Origin of the sequence: Hymenobacter bucti, from assembly GCF_042681145.1 — a bacterium.
GTDB lineage: Bacteria > Bacteroidota > Bacteroidia > Cytophagales > Hymenobacteraceae > Hymenobacter > Hymenobacter bucti.
This window is the reverse complement of record NZ_JBHUFD010000018.1, coordinates 584670-602829: the sequence shown is the minus strand read 5'-3', so window position 1 is coordinate 602829 and position 18160 is coordinate 584670. Positions and strand designations below refer to the sequence as shown.

The 18160-nt window shown below is 62.3% G+C and carries 13 protein-coding genes; 9 read left to right on the top strand and 4 right to left on the bottom strand.

Annotation, left to right across the window (positions count from 1 at the left end):
* Nucleotides 1-103 precede the first annotated feature (103 nt).
* The 3 genes from ACFSDX_RS21745 to ACFSDX_RS21735 all read left to right on the top strand — a co-directional run bounded on the left by ACFSDX_RS21745 (nucleotide 104) and on the right by ACFSDX_RS21735 (nucleotide 5893).
* Nucleotides 104-1597, top strand: a complete 1494-nt coding sequence (locus ACFSDX_RS21745) for an arabinan endo-1,5-alpha-L-arabinosidase (RefSeq protein ID WP_382317434.1) — start codon at nucleotides 104-106, stop codon at nucleotides 1595-1597.
* A 126-nt stretch (nucleotides 1598-1723) separates the two neighbouring features.
* A complete protein-coding gene (locus tag ACFSDX_RS21740; protein WP_382317432.1) occupies nucleotides 1724-3568 on the top strand; it encodes an NPCBM/NEW2 domain-containing protein in 1845 nt (614 codons plus the stop codon).
* Between the two features lie 219 nt (nucleotides 3569-3787).
* Nucleotides 3788-5893: an alpha-galactosidase gene (locus ACFSDX_RS21735; protein WP_382317430.1), complete on the top strand. Its 2106-nt coding sequence runs from the start codon at nucleotides 3788-3790 to the stop codon at nucleotides 5891-5893.
* 199 nt (nucleotides 5894-6092) lie between these two features.
* On the opposite strand, the gene ACFSDX_RS21730 is transcribed toward ACFSDX_RS21735, so the two are convergent.
* Entirely contained in the window at nucleotides 6093-7085 is a 993-nt protein-coding gene (locus ACFSDX_RS21730; protein ID WP_382317429.1) for a glycoside hydrolase family 43 protein, read from the bottom strand.
* A gap of 174 nt (nucleotides 7086-7259) precedes the next feature.
* Nucleotides 7260-8243 (bottom strand): arabinan endo-1,5-alpha-L-arabinosidase, encoded by a 984-nt coding sequence (locus tag ACFSDX_RS21725; RefSeq protein ID WP_382317427.1) that lies wholly within the window; start codon nucleotides 8241-8243, stop codon nucleotides 7260-7262.
* Between the two features lie 346 nt (nucleotides 8244-8589).
* Between ACFSDX_RS21725 and ACFSDX_RS21720 the strand changes: the two genes are divergently transcribed.
* From ACFSDX_RS21720 to ACFSDX_RS21695, 6 genes are all read left to right on the top strand, one after another.
* On the top strand, nucleotides 8590-9648 hold the full coding sequence (locus tag ACFSDX_RS21720) for a LacI family DNA-binding transcriptional regulator (protein ID WP_382317425.1): 1059 nt from the start codon (nucleotides 8590-8592) through the stop codon (nucleotides 9646-9648).
* A gap of 105 nt (nucleotides 9649-9753) precedes the next feature.
* Nucleotides 9754-11856 carry a glycoside hydrolase family 97 protein gene (locus tag ACFSDX_RS21715; protein ID WP_382317423.1) on the top strand — a complete coding sequence of 701 codons (2103 nt, stop codon included), beginning with the start codon at nucleotides 9754-9756 and terminating at the stop codon, nucleotides 11854-11856.
* A 36-nt stretch (nucleotides 11857-11892) separates the two neighbouring features.
* Nucleotides 11893-12267: an L-rhamnose mutarotase gene (locus tag ACFSDX_RS21710; RefSeq protein WP_382317421.1), complete on the top strand. Its 375-nt coding sequence runs from the start codon at nucleotides 11893-11895 to the stop codon at nucleotides 12265-12267.
* Between the two features lie 111 nt (nucleotides 12268-12378).
* Nucleotides 12379-13428 (top strand): aldo/keto reductase, encoded by a 1050-nt coding sequence (locus tag ACFSDX_RS21705; protein ID WP_382317419.1) that lies wholly within the window; start codon nucleotides 12379-12381, stop codon nucleotides 13426-13428.
* A 163-nt stretch (nucleotides 13429-13591) separates the two neighbouring features.
* Nucleotides 13592-14587 carry an aldo/keto reductase gene (locus ACFSDX_RS21700; RefSeq protein WP_382317417.1) on the top strand — a complete coding sequence of 332 codons (996 nt, stop codon included), beginning with the start codon at nucleotides 13592-13594 and terminating at the stop codon, nucleotides 14585-14587.
* Between the two features lie 156 nt (nucleotides 14588-14743).
* Nucleotides 14744-15664, top strand: coding sequence for a helix-turn-helix domain-containing protein (locus ACFSDX_RS21695; RefSeq protein WP_382317415.1), 921 nt, complete (start codon nucleotides 14744-14746; stop codon nucleotides 15662-15664).
* Nucleotides 15665-15761: 97 nt separating this feature from the next.
* Here the strand turns inward: ACFSDX_RS21695 and eutC are convergent, their stop codons facing one another.
* Both eutC and ACFSDX_RS21685 read right to left on the bottom strand, forming a co-directional pair.
* The gene (gene eutC / locus ACFSDX_RS21690) at nucleotides 15762-16535 is read right to left on the bottom strand and encodes an ethanolamine ammonia-lyase subunit EutC (protein WP_382317413.1); all 774 of its coding nucleotides are present in this window, start codon (nucleotides 16533-16535) and stop codon (nucleotides 15762-15764) included.
* A gap of 53 nt (nucleotides 16536-16588) precedes the next feature.
* Nucleotides 16589-17977, bottom strand: coding sequence for an ethanolamine ammonia-lyase subunit EutB (locus ACFSDX_RS21685; RefSeq protein WP_382317411.1), 1389 nt, complete (start codon nucleotides 17975-17977; stop codon nucleotides 16589-16591).
* Between the last annotated feature and the right edge of the window lie 183 nt (nucleotides 17978-18160).

Genomic DNA, 18160 nt, shown 5'->3' with positions numbered 1-18160 from the left:
TCCGCGAGTTTGCACACTTCATACTCGCGGACTGAAAGTCCAAGCTACGGTCTATTGTTCCTGGCACTGACTAGCAGCTCCTCTCCTGCTCAAAGAATTCCCTGTGAAAAAGCCCTTTTCTACGGCGCTGCGTTGGAGCAGTCTGCTCGTTGTGCTGCTGCTAGGCACCGCTTCTTGCAAAAAGGACGAGGCCACCGTCGCGCCCACCCCCGCGCCGGCCGCGTTTGACATTAATAACATCAGTGACACCTACCCTAGAGTGGCGCCGCTGAGTTCGTCGGCGCAGTGGGGCCCTTACAACGTGCACGACCCGGCCGTTATCAAGGCCGACGATGGCTATTACTACATGTACAGCACCGATGTAGGCTTTGGCATTCCGGATACCGACCTGACGCCCGGCTTGCAGGTGCGCCGCTCGAAGGATTTGATAGAGTGGCAGTTCGTGGGCTGGGTGTTTACGAATCCCGCAGCCCCCGCTCTGGGCCGGGCCTACATCACGCAGCGCGGCGGCACCCCCAACCGCCTGCTGTGGGCGCCCTACGTGCTGAAGGTGGGCAGCGAGTACCGCCTGTACTACTCGCTGGCTTCCAACAAACTACTGCTGAGCGCCATCGGCCTGGCCACGGCCACGTCGCCCACCGGGCCTTGGACGGAGAAGGGCCTGGTCGTGACCACCGATGACTCGGGGCCCAATATTACCAACGGTATTGACCCCACCGTTATCATCGACCAGCAGGGCCAGCACCACCTGTACTACGGCTCGGCCTTCGACGGCATTCATCGGGTGAAGCTCGACCCCGCCACCGGCCTCAACGCCATTACCGGCGACCGCGGCCCGCGCGTGGCGCAGCGCGGCTTCACGGGCGCGGCCATCAACGGCAACATCGAGGCACCCGAGATTATCTATAACAAGGAGCAGAACAAGTACTACCTGTTCATTTCCTACGACTGGCTCCAGACTAAGTATAACGTGCGCGTAGGCCGCGCCGACTCGCCCGAGGGCCCGTTCCTCGACTTTAAGGGCCGCGACATCAACCTAGCCGAAGACCACGGCCCCATGATTTTGGCGCCCTACCAGTTTGAGGGCCACAGCGGCTGGCAGGGCACGGCCCACTGCAGCGTGTTTGCCGACGCCAGCGGCCAGTACTACATGGCCCACCAGGGCCGGCCGGGCATCAACTCGTTCTACATGGACCTGCACGTGCGCAAGATTTTCTGGACGCCCTCGGGCTGGCCGGTGGTTTCGCCCGAGCGCTACGCAGGCGAAGACAACGCCGCCGTGGCCCAGGCCGACCTGACGGGCGCGTGGGAGCAGATTACGCTCAACTACGTCGTGATTCCGGGCTACGCCGCCGAACAGACGACGCCCAACTTCCAGTACAGCACCCCGCTAACGCTGGCCGCCGATGGCACCTTTGGCGGCAACGCCACCGGCACCTGGACCTACGCCGCGCCGCTGCTGACCCTGCGCTTCAGCAACGGCACTAGCGCCCCAGTAATCGTGCAGAAGGGCCGCGACTGGGAAAACAAGAAAGCCACCATCATCTTCACGGGCCTCGACAACAACGGCACGGCCGTGTGGGGCAAGAAAAAATAGTGCGTTTAGTAGGGTGCGGGGCTAGCCCCCGCCCGGCGTTGTTGAGCACGTGGCTGAACAACGCCGGGCGGGGGCTAGCCCCGCACCCTACCCATTTCGTTCACCACCGTCGTTCTCCTTACTTAAATGAATCACCTGCGTAACCTCTTTTTCGGCGGCGTTTGGGCCCTAGGTAGCACCACAGCCGCCTGGGCCCAGCAAGCCGCGCCCAAAACCGACTTCCACCAGTGGGCCGCTACGCCGCCCATGGGCTGGAACAGCTGGGACTGCTACGGCCCCACCGTGACGGAAGCCGAAACCAAGGCCAACGCCGACTACATGGCCAAAAACCTGAAAAGCAGCGGCTGGGAATATGTGGTCGTGGATATCCGGTGGTACGTGGGCAACGACACGGCCCACGGCTACAACGAGAAAGACCCCAACTGGAACATCGACCAGTACGGCCGCTTCGTGCCCGCGCCTAATCGGTTTCCGTCGGCCGCGGGCGGAAAGGGCTTCAAGCCGCTGGCCGACTACATGCACGCCAAGGGCCTAAAATTCGGCATTCACCTCATGCGCGGCGTGCCCGTGATTGCGGTGCAGCGCAAGCTGCCCATCAAGGGCACCAAGCTCACGGCCGACGCCATCCACAGCAAAGAAGGCCAGGCCGCGTGGCTGCACGATATGTACACGGTAGTGGCCGGCAAGCCCGGCGCCCAGGAGTACTACAACTCGCTGTTTGAACTGTACGCCAGCTGGGGCGTGGACCTGGTGAAGATTGACGACCTCTCGGAGCCCTACCACACCGGCGAGATTGAGATGATACGCAAGGCCATCGACCGCACGGGCCGCAAAATCGTGTTCAGCATGTCGCCGGGCGAAACACCGATTGCCGACGCCAAGCACGCGCAGCAGCACGCCAATATGTGGCGCACGGTGGGCGATTTCTGGGATTCGTGGGAGCAGCTCAAGGAGCATTTCGAGGTGTGCAACCGCTGGGCGCCCTACATCACGGCCGGCGCCTGGCCCGATGCCGATATGCTACCCCTAGGTCGCCTGGGCATCCGGGCCGAGCGAGGCGACGACCGCCAAACGCGCTTCACCCCCGACGAGCAGCGCACGCTTATGACTTTGTGGAGCATCTTCCGCTCGCCGCTCATGTTTGGCGGCGATTTGCCCAGCAACACGCCCGCCACGCTAGCCCTGATAACCAACCCTAGGGTGCTGGCCGTAAACAAAACCAGCACCAACAACCGCCAGCTATTCCGGCGCGGCGACCTGGTGGGCTGGGTAGCCGACGACCCCAAGACGGGCGACAAGTACGTGGCCCTCTTCAATGCCCAGGACCAGGGCCTGGCACCCGCCAGCGCGGCCGCCGCGGTCAGCCCGCTCATCACGCGCCAAACGCCGCAGGCCGCGCTCGACGTAGACATCACCGGCGCCCAAAAGCTGTACCTAAGCGTGCGCGGCGGCGACGATGGCACCGCCTGGGACCACGCCAACTGGCTGGCCCCAGTGCTCAAAAACGCCACCAAAACCACGCCCCTGACCGAGCTGACCTGGCAAAGCGCCAGCGCCGGCTGGGGCAAGGCCACCCTGAACAAAAGCGTGAGCGGCGGCCCGCTGCTGGTAGCCGGCAAAACCTATCCGGCCGGCATCGGCACGCACGCCAACTCCGTGATTGAGTACACCTTGCCCGCGGGCTACACCCGCTTTCAGGCTACCGTGGGTCTCGACCAGGCCGCGGCGGGGCAGAATACCGGCGGCACACTCCAGTTCTTGGTGTTCACCAAGAGCCCGCTGAGTCCCCAGCCCGCCGACTCGGTGCGCGTGCCCGTGGCCCTGGCCGACCTAGGGCTGGCGCCCGGCTGCATTGTGCAAGACCTGTGGAGCGGCCGCCAAGTGGGCAAGTTCACCACCGAGTTTGCGCCCTTCATCCGGCGGCACGGCGCGGGCTTCTACCGCATCTCGGGACCGAAGCTGGTCAAGTAGTTATTCAGCTGTAGCTTGGACTTTGTAGTCCGAGCGCGAGCGCAGCGAGCAGGTGCGTTAAGGCAGTTCGCTTACGCATGATGCTCGCTGCGCTCGCACTCGGACTACAAAGTCCAAGCTACAGTCTCTCCATTTCCCATGCCTAGGTCTCTTTCTTTATCGATGTTCCTATTACGCGCTCTTAGCGGGTTCTCTTTCTTACTCCTTGGGTTTTCTGCCATGGCTCAATTTACCTCGCCCATCGTCATTGAAACCGAGCACGTGAGCTTGGTCTTGGCTGTGGGCCAGCGCCAAAAGCTCTACCAAACCTACCTAGGGCCCAAGCTGGCCAGCGCCACTGAGTACGCGCAGCTGCCCCAGCGCCACGAGGCTTACCCGCCAGCCGGCACCGATAACCTATTTGAGCCCGCCCTGCGCGTGGTGCACGCCGACGGCAACCCCGCGCTGGCCCTGCAATTTGCCGACGTGCAAACTACCAAGGCGGGCGAGGGCGTGACTAATACCACCATCCGGCTGCGCGACCCGCTCTACCCGGTGGAGGTGCAGCTGCACTTCGTGGCCTACCAGCGCGAGGACGTAATTAAGACCTGGACCGAGATTGTGCACCGCGAGAAGAAGCCGGTGGTGCTCACCAACTACGCCTCGGCCATGCTGCACCTCGATGCGCACCAGTACTACCTCACCCAGCTGCACGGCGACTGGGCCGAGGAAGCCCAGCAGCAGGAAAGCCAGCTCACGAGCGGCGTCAAAGTCATTGATACCAAGCTCGGTACCCGCGCCGGCTGGTACCAGACGCCCTCCTTCTTTCTGGCGCCCGACCGCCCGGCCACCGAAACCACCGGCGACGTGCTGGCCGGCAGCCTGGCCTGGACCGGCAACTTCCGGCTGGCCTTCGAGCTCGATAACGAGAACATGCTGCGCGTGTCGGCCGGCATCAACCCCTACGCCTCGGAGTACACGCTGCCGGCCGGCCAGCCCTTCGTTACGCCCGAGTTCATCTTCACCTACAGCACCCAGGGCAAGGGCCAGGCCTCGCGCAACCTGCACCGCTGGGCCCGCCAGCAGGGCGGCACCCTCGACGGTACCCAGCCCCGCCTCACGCTGCTCAACAACTGGGAAGCCACGTTTTTCAACTTCGATGAGCCCAAGCTCGATGCCCTGATGGGCGAAGCGGCCAAGCTCGGCGTCGATTTGTTCCTGCTCGACGATGGCTGGTTTGGCAACAAATACCCGCGCAAAGACGACTCGCAGGGCCTTGGCGACTGGCAGCCCACCAAAACCAAGCTGCCCAACGGCGTGGGCCACCTCGTGCAAAGCGCCACCAGGGAGGGCATCAAATTCGGCATCTGGATAGAGCCCGAAATGGTGAACCCCAAGAGCGAGCTCTACGAAAAGCACCCCGACTGGGTGCTCCAGCTGCCGGGCCGCCCCGCCGACCTCTCGCGCAACCAGTTGGTGCTCGACCTTACCAACCCCAAGGTACAGGACTTCGTGTACGGCGTGGTAGACAGCCAGCTGAGCCAGGGCGCCGCCTACCTCAAGTGGGACTGCAACCGCATGATTACCAACGCCTACTCGCAGCACCTAGGTAAGGACCAGTCGCACCTGTACGTGGACTACGTGCGTGGCCTCTACCGCGTGCTGGCGCGCGTGCGCCAGAAGTATCCGCACACGCCCATGATGCTGTGCTCGGGCGGCGGCGCCCGCGCTGACTACGGCGGGCTCAAATACTTCACCGAGTTTTGGCCCAGCGACAACACCGATGCCTTGGAGCGCGTGTACATTCAGTGGGGCTTCCTCAACTTCTTTCCTTCTAACACCTTGGCGAGCCACGTCACGAACTGGAACCAGGGCCAGAGCCTGAAATTCCGCACCGACGTGGCTATGATAGGCAAGCTCGGCTACGACATTGAGGTGGATAAAATGACGCCCCCCGAACTTCAGTTCAGCCAGCAAGCCGTCAAGGACTACAAGCGCCTGAGCCCGGTTATCTGGCAGGGCGACGTGTTCAAGCTGCGCTCGCCCTACGAAACCAACCAAGCGGCCCTCATCTACGTGGCTGATAATCAGCAGAAAGCCGTCCTCTTCGGCTACGACCTGCGCACGCGCTTCCACGAAACGGTGCTGCCCGTGAAGCTCCAGGGCCTCAACCCCGCCCGGCGCTACCGCCTCACCGAAATCAACCTCATGCCCGGCCGCAAACCAGAAGTGGCCGCCAGCGGCCAAACGTACTCCGGCGACTACCTAATGAAAGTGGGCATATTGCTGAATAACGGCGAAGCCAAGCCGCTAACCAGCCACGTGCTGGAACTGACCGCGGAGTAAGACCTAGGGTATTATTTCACACAGAAAAGCCCGCTAATGCAGTACTAGCGGACTTTTTCTATTTTGCAACTATCTACAAATACTCAAAACCGTTTGTCCTTGCGAGCGGAGCGCAGCAATCGCACCTGTTCAGCCACCATTCGGGTGCGATTGCTGCGCTCCGCTCGCAAGGACAGCCGCTTCTATAATACCCTAGGTCCTACTTGGCGGCCTGTACGCCCTCGGTGGTCATTTGCACCCGTTTCAGCGTGCCGTCCTTGTTATAGTAGAGATAGTCGATGCACACCGAGCGGCGGTAGCTGCTGCCCTTCACGTCCATACCACCGTTGTGGTAGATGAAGTACGACTTGCCCTTGAAGTCGATGATAGACTGGTGATTAGTATTCGAATTACCGGCTATTTCGTTGAGCAAGCCTCTGTATTCCCACGGCCCCTCGATACTGCGGCTCATGGCGTAGGCTATTTTTTCGGGAAACTCGGTGGCGAAGCTCAGGTAGTACCAGCCGTTATGCTCGTGTATCCAGGGTGCTTCGGTGAAGCGCGGCAGGCCGCTCACCGTCTGGATGGGGCCATCGAGCTCGGTCATGTTGGGCTTGAGCTTGGCGTAATAGCAGGCCGTATTACCCCAAAACAGGTAAGCCTGGCCCTTCTTGTCGATAATGACGGTGGGGTCGATATCATCCCAGCTGATAGACGCCGCCTTGGTCATATCATTAGTAATCAAGGCCGAGCCGCGGGCATCCTTGAACGGACCCGTGGGATTGTCGGCCACTGCCACCCCGATGGCCTTGCCATGAATAGTGCCGTGCTCCACGGCCGCGTACCAGTAAAACTTGCCGTTGCGCGCAATTACCTGCGAGGCCCAGGCATCGTCCTTGGCCCAGGCAAAGTCGCTGACCTTCAAGGGCGACGGGTGCTCGGTCCAGTTCACCATGTCCTTAGACGAGAAGCACAGCCACTCATGCATTTCGTAGCGCTCTTGCGGGGCAGGCGCCACGTCGTGGCCGGTGTAGAGGTACACCGTGCCGTTTTGCACCATGGCGGCCGGGTCGGCGGTGTACTTGGTCTTGATGATGGGATTGCCACCGGGCTTCGGAGCGGCAGTTGGGGCTTGCGCCGCGGCCGAGCCGGCGGCCAATACTAGACCTAGGGCAGCGCCGGGAAGCAGAAAAGACAGTGTTTTGCGCAACATGGAAAGTTAAAAAGTGGGATGGGAAAGCGAAGTTGTTTGAGTTATTTCTGCTGCCTTAAAACGTCTGTCCTTGGGAACGCAGCGAAGCAACCGCACCTGAACCGTACCTAGGAAGCTCGTCCTAATGCGATTGCTTCGCTACGCTTGCAAGGACAGATACTTAGCCAGTCCGCGCTATTTAGCAGTCACCGTGGGCCAGCCAGCAGCATTCCAGATTATCGGCTCGATGCGCAGCTTGGGGCGACCTTTATCGTGGCCGTCGTAACCGTGAAATACCAGGTAGTCAACTTTATCGAAGGTCGCCACGGCGTTGTGGCCCACGCCAAACCAGTCGGCGTTGCCCTGCAAAACCAGCGTGCCGCCGCCCTGCTCCAGGGGCGTGCCCGCCTGGTCGAGGTAGGGACCGGTTACGGCCTTGGCGCGGCCCACCATCATCTTATAAGTGCTCTGCGGGCCGCGGCAGCAGTAGTCAAACGACACGAACAGGTAATAATAGTCGGCGTGCTTAAAGATAAACGGCCCCTCGATGGCCCCGTCGCCGGGCAGCGAGTCGGTGAGCGTGGCCGTGCGCGGGCGGCGGGCCAGCGTGCGCCACTGCGCGGGCTCGACTGGGCCGGTGAGGTCGGGCCGCAGCTGCACCAGCTTGATGCCGTTCCAGAACGAGCCGAAGGTGAGCCAGGGCGTGCCGCGCTCGTCGCGCACCAGGTTGGGGTCGATGGCGTTCCACATATCGCGGCCCGGCACCGACTCGATAACCGCGCCGTGGTCGGTCCACTTAAAATCGGGCGACCTAGGGTCCAACGTTTTGTTGGTGGCCAGGCCGATGGCCGAGCGGTTTTTGCCAAACGTGGAGATGGAATAAAACAGGCTGTACTGGCCGTTGGCAAACGAGATGTCGGGCGCCCAGATGTGGCCTTTGAAGCCCGGCACGTCGCGCTGGGCCCAGGCGGGCGGCGCGGCAAAGACGGGCTTCTCAGCCGTCCAACTCTGCCGGTCTTTCGACGACCACACCGTGATGCCGTTGCCAGTGCCGAAGAGGTAGTACGTGCCGTTTTGCCGCGTCAGCACCGGGTCGTGGATGGGAATGGCCGGCGACGGTGCCTGGGCGGGGCTTGCCAGGCTACGGAGCAAGAGCCCCAGCAGCAACAGTTTTTTCATGGAAGCAGCTTTACATAATCGATTGTGTAAAGGACTGCTAAGTACGGGGTTTTTTTGGAATTAGCCCGCGACTGGGTTGGCTGGGTATAAACGAAACGTTTAGCAAGCCGGCGATACCTAGGTCAATAAGCTACGGCGCAGCTTCATTACACAAACGTTTGTGCATTTTCACATTAGCGCAGGGCTAGCTACGTTGCCTATCGATGCCGGGGCCGGGGCACTACTGCGGGAGCCTAGCAGCGCAAAAACTACGAGGTGGGCCTGAAAAAACCGTTATTTTTTCTGAGCCGCTTAGCTTTGCAAGGGTATCTGGCCAGCTTTTTTGCTGCCGGCTCGCCGTGCCAGTATGACTCCCCGCAAAAAGCAATCTTCCGCTCCCAGCCCACACGCCGTTTCGATGGCCGACCTCGCCCGCGAGTTGGGCGTGTCGATGACGACCGTGTCGCGGGCCTTGAGCGACCACCACAGCATCGGGGCGGCCACCAAGCAGCGGGTCCTCAAGCTGGCCAAAAAACTCAACTACCAGCCCAACCACCTGGCCGCGGCCCTGCGCAAGGGCCAGAGCCGGCTGCTGGGCGTGGTGGTGCCCTATATCGAGGGCAAGTTCTTTCCCTCTGTTATTCAAGGCATTGAGCAGGCGGCCAGCAAGGCTGGCTTCAGCGTCATCGTGTGCCAGTCGCACGAAGACGTGCAGCTGGAGCGCCGCAACGTGGAAACGCTGCTGCACGCCCAGGTGGCGGGCGTGCTGGTCTCGCTGGCCCGCAACACGCTTGAGTTTCACCACTTCGACAAGGTGCGGGAGCGCGGCATTCCGCTGGTTTTTTTCGACCGCATTCCGGCCAGCGAGTTTGTCAACTCGGTGGTGCTCGACGACCGCGCCGGAGGCTTTGCGGCCACCAACCACCTGCTGGAGCAGGGCTGCCGCCGCGTGGCGCACCTGGCCGGGCCGCAGCACCTCAACATCTACCGCCAGCGGCAGCAGGGCTACCTCGATGCGCTGGCCGCCCACGGCCTCGAGCCGCAGCAAGAACTCATCATCTACTCCGACATGACCCAGGAGGAGGGCGCCCAGGCCACGCGCCAGCTGCTGACGCTCGCCAACCCCATTGACGGCATATTCGGGGCCGGCGACTCGGTCATCCTGGGAGCACTCCAAACGCTTAAAGGGCAGGGTATTCGCGTGCCGCGAGACATCGCCTTGGCCGGCTTCAGCAATGAGGGCTTCACGGCCATTACGGAGCCCAGGCTCACCTCCGTAGACCAGCGCTGCGAGGAGATGGGCGAGGCTGCCGTGCGCCTGTTTCTGGAGCTGGCCGCCGCCCCGGAGGCCCAGTTTCAGCAGCGCCAGGTAGTGTTGCAGCCCGAGCTGTTCATCCGCGAGTCGTCGCTGCAAGCCGTAGGCTAAAGCAACGCAGCCCTTAGCAGCTTTAATACAAATAATCGGGTGCCAGCCGGCAACCTACGGGGGCAAAACGTAGACTATGGCCTAGCTCCGAAATCGATTTCTAAGATGCATAAATCTCTGTTTGTAGTGCTGCTGGCCGCTGGCTTGCCGGCCCTAGCGCAAGCCCCTACCCCCCTCACGGCCCACCTCGACAAGGTGAGCCTCACCTTTGCCCTAGGTGCCAATGGGCAGCCCAACTACACCATCAACTACGAGCAAAAGCCGGTAGTACAACCCTCGCGCCTAGGTCTGGTTTTCCAGGATGGCCAGGGCTTTGACGGGGCGCTGACGCTGACCGGCAGCGAGATAAAGGACGTGGACGAGACCTGGCAGCCGGTTTGGGGCGAGGTCAAAAACATCCGCAACCACTACCAGCAGCTGACGGTGCACCTGCGCCAAAAGGCCGCGCCCGGCCGCCGGCTCGACGTGGTATTTCGGGTGTTTGCCGATGGCGTAGGCTTCCGCTACGAGTTTCCGCGGCAGCAGGCGCTTGGCAATTTCGTGGTAATGGACGAGCTCACCGAGTTTGCTCTGCCCGCCGACCACCAAGCCTTCTGGATACCCGGCGACTACGACACCAACGAGTACCTCTATACCAAGTCGCGGCTGAGCGCGGTCGATAATTCGGCGCAGGTCAAGAAGTCGGAGGAAATCGCGGTGCGCGTGGCGCCCGATGCGCAGGCCGTGGCCACGCCGCTCATGCTCAAGGCCGATAACGGACTGTACATCAATATCCACGAGGCGGCGCAGGTCAACTACCCGGCCATGCAGCTGCACGTGGACCGGGCCAGCCACCGCCTCACGGCCCGGCTGGTGCCCGATGCGGTGGGCAGCAAGGCCTTCTTGCACGCGCCCGCCCACACGCCCTGGCGCACGGTGGTGGTGAGCGACAAAGCCACCGATATTCTGGCTTCAAAGCTGATTCTCAACCTCAACGAGCCCAGCAAACTCACCAACACCGAGTGGATTAAGCCCATGAAATTCGTGGGCGTGTGGTGGGAAATGCAGATTGGCAAGTCGGATTGGAAGTACGCCAACAGCCTCGACACGCTCGATGCCAAGGGCCAGCTCATCCCAACCGGCCGCCACGGCGCTAATACCGCCAACGTGAAGCGCTACATCGACTTTGCCGCGCAGCACCACCTAGGCGGCGTGCTGGTCGAGGGCTGGAACGTGGGCTGGGAAGATTGGTTTGGCAACTGGAAGGAGAACGTATTCGACTTCGTGACGCCCTACCCCGACTTCAACGTGCAGCAAATCAGCGACTACGCCAAGGGTAAAGGCGTGCAGATGATAATGCACAACGAAACCTCGGGCGCCGCCACCAATTACGAGCAGCACCTCGATACGGCCTATCAATTTATGAACAAGTATGGCTACCCGGCCGTGAAAACGGGCTACGTGGGCCGCATCATCCCGCGCGGCGAGCACCACGACGGGCAGTGGATGAGCAACCACTTTGTGCGCGTGGCCGAGATGGCCGCCAAGCACCACGTCTCGGTCGATATGCACGAGTCGGTGCGCCCCACCGGCCTCTCGCGCACTTACCCCAACTGGATGGCCAGCGAGGCCGGCCGCGGCAACGAGTACAATGCCTTCAGCATCGGCAGCCCGCCCGAGCACGAAACCATTATGCCCTTCACCCGCTTCATGGGCGGCCCGATGGACTACACGCCCGGCATCTTCAAGCTCCAGAACTACGAGCCCACCGGCAAGCGCCGCGTGCAAACCACCCTAGCCAAGCAATTGGCCCTATACGTGACCCTGTACTCGCCGCTGCAAATGGCCGCCGACCTGCCCGAAAACTACAACGAGCACCTCGACGCCTTCCAGTTTATCGAAGATGTGCCGGTAGACTGGGACGATACCCGCATCGTGGCCGCCGAGCCCGGCGACTACCTCACCACCGCCCGCCGGGCCAAAGGCAAAGACGAGTGGTACCTAGGCAGCATCACCGACGAAAACGCCCGCCAGCAGCCCGTAAAGCTGGATTTCCTGACGCCCGGCCGCCGCTACCAAGCCATCATTTACGCCGATGCCAAGGACGCCGACTGGCAGAAGAACCCTGCTGCCTACCAGATTACCCGCCAGGTCGTGACCAGCAAGTCTACCCTCACGCTGCGGCTGGCGCCGGGCGGTGGCGCAGCCGTCAGCTTCAAGCCGCTGTAAGTAAGTTTGACCTTCCCACCACGCCCATTGTCTCTCATGGAATACCCGGAAGCCGCCCGCCCTACCCCCTTCAAACGCTATTGCAAAACCCTGAGTCTGCAAGCCGATGCAGCCCTGATAGCCGCGTACCGCGAACTGCACACGCCGGAGGGCACGTGGCCCGAGATAGCGCAGGGTATGCGCGAAATTGGCATTCTAGACATGGAAATCTACCTGCTCGGCACCCAAGCGTTCATGATAATGGACACGGTACCGGACTTCGACCACGACCAGGCCATGCAAGTACTGGCCACTAAGCCCCGTCAAGCCGAATGGGAACAAGTAGTGGCAGCCTGCCAGCAAACCACCGCCACGGCCACCGCCGCCGAAAAGTGGCAATTGATGGAGCGCATCTATAAGATGGACGGTTAGCCACCCTTTTTGTGTAGCAAAAGCTGCGGTTTGTGTAGGCGGCACTAGCCAACTTACGTGGACCTTTGAAGAACGGAAGCGCGGACTTAGCCGCGCTTCCGTTCTTTCGTTATGACGCTTACTGATTTTCGCACCCTAGGGCACTCGGGCCTAGTAGTGAGCCCGCTGGCGCTGGGCACCATGACGTTTGGCACCCCGCGCTGGGGCTCGGCCGACGACGTTTCCGAAAGTATTTTCCAGGCCTACGTGGAGGCCGGCGGCAATTTTATTGACACTGCCGACGTGTACGCCAAGGGCCGCAGCGAAGAGCTGGTAGGCGGCTACGTGGCCAGCCGCGGCCTGCGCGACCAGCTGGTGCTGGCCACCAAGTTTGGCTTCAACACCCAACCCGGCAACCCCCACGCGGGCGGCAACGGGCGCAAGCACATCCACCAGGCCCTCGAAGGCTCGCTGCGCCGCCTAGGCACCGATTACATCGACCTGTACTGGCTGCACGTGTGGGACATGGTGACGCCCGTGGAAGAGGTTTTGCAGACCCTGGGCGACCTGGTGCGGGCCGGCAAAATCCGCTACTTCGGCTTCTCCGACATGCCGGCCTGGTACGCCACCAAGGCCGCCACACTGGCCCAGGCCCACGGCGTGCCCGGCCCCATCGCCATGCAGATGGAGTACTCGCTGGTAGCGCGCACCCTCGAAACCGAGCACATACCCGCCGCCCGCGAGTGCGGCCTGGGCATCGTGCCGTGGAGCCCGCTGGCGGCGGGTTTCTTAGCGGGCAAGTACGAGCGAGCTGAGGCGGGCGCCACCGGCGAAGGCCGACTGAGCGGCCCCAACCCTTTCGGCAACAGCAAGTTTAGCGACCGCAACTGGCAGGTGCTCGACGTGCTGCGCCAGGTAGCCACCGCAGCCGGCCAGCCGCTGGCCCAAGTGGCCCTGGCCTGGGCGCTGGCCCGGCCGGGCGTTAGCTCGCTCATCGTGGGCGCCAGCAAATTGGAGCAACTGCGCGACAACATCGCGGCACTTAGTATCAACCTCACGCCTGAGCAACTGCAAACGCTGAACGTGGGCAGCGTGCCCGACCCAGCTTTTCCGGATGGCTTTTTCTCGGCGGGGCTGCAGCGCGGCATTTTCGGCGGGCACGCGGTGCAAGGATGGCAGTAGGTGCCATAGGGTAATTGAAGTTGTCATTGCGAGCGCCTTTTACTAACTCAACAGCTTCCAAATCCGCCGCGTTTTGTGTTGCAAAAGCGGTGGTTTGTATAAGCCGGTCCCTAGGTAAGCATCGGACCTTTGCCAGGCAAAACAACCAGTTTACCAACCTATTATGAATACCCTCAAACGCGTAGCCCTGGGTACCCAGGGCCTAGAAGTACCCATCGAAGGCCTCGGCTGCATGGGCATGACGGGCGGCATCAACGGCATGAGCGTGTACGGCGAAGCCGACGAAGCCGAGAGCCTCGCCACCCTGCACCGCGCCCTGGAACTGGGCGTGGACATGCTCGACACCGCCGACCTCTACGGCCCCATGCTCAATGAGCGCCTGGTGGGAAAAGCCATTGCCGGCCAGCGCGATAAGTTTACTATCGCCACCAAATTTGGCTTCGAAGTCGATGACCAGGAGCAGTGGACCGGCGGCTACAACGGCCGGCCCGAGTACGTGCGCAAGTCCATCGAGCGCTCTTTACGCAACCTCGGCACCGACTACGTGGACCTCTACTACCTGCACCGCATCGACCCCAACACGCCCGTGGAGGAAACGGTCGGCGCCATGAGCCGCCTCGTCGAAGAAGGCAAAGTGCGCTACCTAGGCCTGAGCGAAGTATCGGCCGACGTGCTGCGCCGGGTGCACGCCGTGCACCCCATTACGGCCCTGCAAACCGAATATTCGCTCTTTGACCGGCATGTGGAAGAAGAGGGAATCTTGGCCGCCGCCCGCGAGCTAGGCATTGGCTTTGTGGCATACTCGCCCCTAGGCCGGGGCTTTTTGTCGGGCGATATTAAGACGCCCGACGACTTTGAAGCCAACGACTCGCGCCGCTTTTTCCCGCGCTACCAGGGCGAGAATTTCTACAAAAACCTGGAGCTGGTGCAGAAGCTACAAACCCTGGCCGAGGCCAAAGGCGTGACCTCGTCGCAGCTCGCGCTGGCCTGGGTGCTGGCCCAGGGCGTGGTCGCCATTCCGGGCACCAAGCGCCGCAAATACCTAGAGGCCAACGTAGCCGCCGCCAGCATCACGCTGAGCCCGCAGGAATTGTCTGACCTCGACGCCATTATGCCGGTGGGCAGTGCCACCGGCGCGGCGTACCCGGCGGGGTTGTAGCTTGTTGGGTTCTTCAAAAATAACAGTCGTCATGCTGAGCTTGTCGAAGCATCTCTACCGCACCGTTGCAATGCCGTTCAACGGTGCAGTAGAGATGCTTCGACAAGCTCAGCATGACGGACGTTGTTCTAGTAATTTATACTATATTAACTCACTATGAAACCAGCTGCCACCGACCTCCAAGTCCTGCACACTGTCACGGAATTTTCGCGTTTTTGTGGCTTACCGGGTCCGACGCACCCGCTGCTTACGGTCATTGATTTGGCGGCTACGCGGGGCCAGCCGCGGCCGGTGGGCCTGACGCCGATAGTGCAGCAGTTCTATACCGTGTGGCTGAAAAAGGGCCTGAAGGGCAACATCCACTACGGGCGGCAGTCCTACGATTTTGGGGAGGGTATCCTGGGGTTTCAGGCGCCCGGCCAAGTCTTCGCCATCGACGAAACGCTGGACCTTTCCGAAATCAGCGGCTGGATGCTGCTCTTCCACCCCGACCTGCTACATAAGCACCCCCTAGGCAGCAAGATACTGAATTACAGCTTTTTCTCGTACCAAGTGCACGAGGCGCTGCACCTCTCGGCGCGCGAAGAACAGCAGCTCGACAGCGTGCTCACCAGCATCCGGCTCGAGCACGAGCAGCCCATTGATGTCTTTAGCCAGGATGTGCTTATCTCGCAGCTGGAGGTACTGCTCAACTACGCCAACCGCTTCTACCACCGCCAGTTCTTGACGCGGCGGCCAACCGAGCACGACCTCCTCAGCCGCTTCGAAACGCTGCTGACGGCCTACTTTGCCCAAAGCGGCGAGCAGCCGCTGCCCACCGTGCAGTACTTCGCCGACGCGCTGCACGTGTCGCCAGCCTACCTCAGCGACATGCTGCGCACGCTCACCGGCCAAACTACGCAGCAGCACATCCACTACGGCCTTATTGAAAAGGCCAAGCAACTGCTGCTCAGCACCTCGCTTTCCATCAACGAAACGGCTTTCCAGCTGGGTTTTGAATATCCGCAGTACTTCACGCGGCTTTTCAAAAACAAGACTGGCCTGACCCCGGCCGCCTTCCGGCTCTCTGCGCAGTAGCCGATAGGTGTACCGTGGACCCAGCGGGTCCGCGAGTTGCTTGCTGCATCAAGCTACCCACGCGCGGACCCGCCGGGTCCACGGTACACCTAGTCGGCTACTCGGCCAATAAATCAGCCTGGTCTTTTAGCCCTACGCCCGACAGCTCGCGGCGCAGCGCCTCGCGTAGCAGCCAGCCAAGCTTAGCCGCGGCCGCCGCGTAGGGCAAGCCCGCGGGCCGAATATTAGACACGCAATTGCGCGCTTCATCGGTGAGGCCGGGCCGCGGGCCGTAGGTAAAGTACGCGCCTAGGCTATCGGGCGCACTCAGCCCCGGCCGCTCGCCGATGAGCACCAGTACCAGCCGCGCCCGCAGCAGGTGGCCGACCTCGTCGCCCAGGGCCACCCGGGCCTGCTCGGCCAGCACCAGCGGCCCTACTCGAAAGCCGGTTTGCTGCACCTCGGGCAGCAGCAGGCGCAGCAGCGGCACGGCGTGCGCGTTGATGGCCGTGGCCGACAAGCCATCGGCCAGTATAAAGACTAGGTCGCACTCCTGGCCGGCGCTGGCGGCCAGCCGCGCGTTTGACGCGGCGGCTAACTGGCGGCCGTGGTCAGGGCGCTGGAGGTACTCCTGGCGGGTTTGGGCCTGGCTGCTTACCTGGTGCACGGGCAGGCCTAGGGCCTCTAGGTCGGCTACGAGCCGCTCAGTGTCCAGCGCCGAGTACACGGCATCGCGGGCGTGGGCGTGGGCCAGCTTGAAGGCCAGCGCCTCGTGCAGCGGCACGCTGGTGCCCGTGCGCCCCAGGGCAATGCGGGCGGCGGTGAACGCGCGCAGGCTGGCCCATGGGTCGGGCTCCGGGGCGGCCGGGGGTAGGTCGGGCAGGTTGGTCATGGGGCACTCTTGTAAGCGGTTTTCGGATGGTAGTGCGAGCTTTGCAGTTCGCGCTATAGCCGCAGCGCGGGTGGCAGCTGGCCCAGCAACCGCGACGCCGATGCGGCGGGCTGCAATTGTCCCTGACCATTGAAAATACCTTGTTGCGCCAGCCACGCCTCGAACTCGGGCGCGGGGCGCAAGCCCAGCACCTGGCGCACGTAGAGCGCATCGTGGAAGGAAGTGGACTGGTAGCCGAGCATGATATCATCGGCCCCCGGAATGCCCATGATATAGTTGCAGCCGGCCACGCCGAGCAGCGTTAGCAGAGTATCCATGTCGTCCTGGTCGGCCTCGGCGTGGTTGGTGTAGCATACGTCCACGCCCATCGGCAGCCCTAGGAGCTTGCCGCAAAAGTGGTCTTCGAGGGCCGCCCGGATGATTTGCTTGCCGTCGTAGAGGTACTCGGGGCCGATGAAACCGACCACCGTATTGACGAGCAGCGGCCGGAAGCGCCGGGCCACGGCGTAGGCGCGGGCCTCGCAGGTTTGCTGGTCGAGCCCGTGGTGCGCATTGGCCGAGAGGGAGCTGCCCTGGCCGGTTTCGAAATACATGACATCTTGCCCCAGCGTGCCGCGACCCAGGCTCAGCGTAGCCTCGTGGGCTTCTTGCAGCAGCCCTAGGTTGATACCGAAACTGGTATTGGTGGCCTCGGTACCGCCAATGGATTGAAACGTCAAATCGACCGGCACACCCTGCTCGATGAGCTGCAAGGAAGTCGTGACGTGGCACAGCACGCACGACTGCGTGGGAATGGCGTATTGCTCGCGCACCGCGTCGAGCATGTACAGCAAGTCGCCGACGGCTTTGGGATTATCGGTGGCCGGGTTAATACCCAGCACGGCGTCGCCGCTACCGTAGAGCAGGCCATCGACGAGGCTAGCGGCGATGCCGCGTAGGTCGTCGGTGGGGTGGTTGGGTTGGAGGCGGGTGGCCAGGTGCCCGCGCAGCCCCAGGGTGTTGCGAAAGCGCGTGACGACCTCCACGCGCCGGGCCACGGCAATCAGCTCCTGGTTGCGCAGCAGCTTGCTCACGGCAGCTACCATCTCGGGCGTGAGGCCGGGCGCCAGCGCACGCAGCGCCGCCGCATCGGCCGCGTCCGACACGAGGTAGTCGCGCAGCTGCCCCACCGTGAAATGCGCGATACTTGCGAAGGCCACCGCGTCGTGCGTGTCGAGTATCAGGCGCGTGACTTCGTCCTGCTCGTACGGCACCAGCGGCTCGTGCAGAAAGGTGCGCAGCGGCACGTCGGCCAGGGCGTATTGGGCGGCCACGCGCTCCTCGTAGGTGGCGGCAGCCACGCCGGCTAGCACGTCGCCCGAGCGCAACGGCGTGGCGCGGGCGAGCAGCGTTTTTAGGTCGTCGAAGATGTAGGCGCGCTGGCCAATGGTGTGGCGATACATTTTCAGTTAATCAAGTATCAGTGAGCAATTATCAGCAGAGCACGTTGGCATATTTCTACAACTTAGCTGACTCAGAAAAACGGTCGTCATGCTGCGCGCGGCGAAGCATCTCGCGTAGCGCAGTAATCTCTAACGCTAGCAACAGTGCGAGCGAGATGCTTCGCTGCGCGCTGCATGACGACC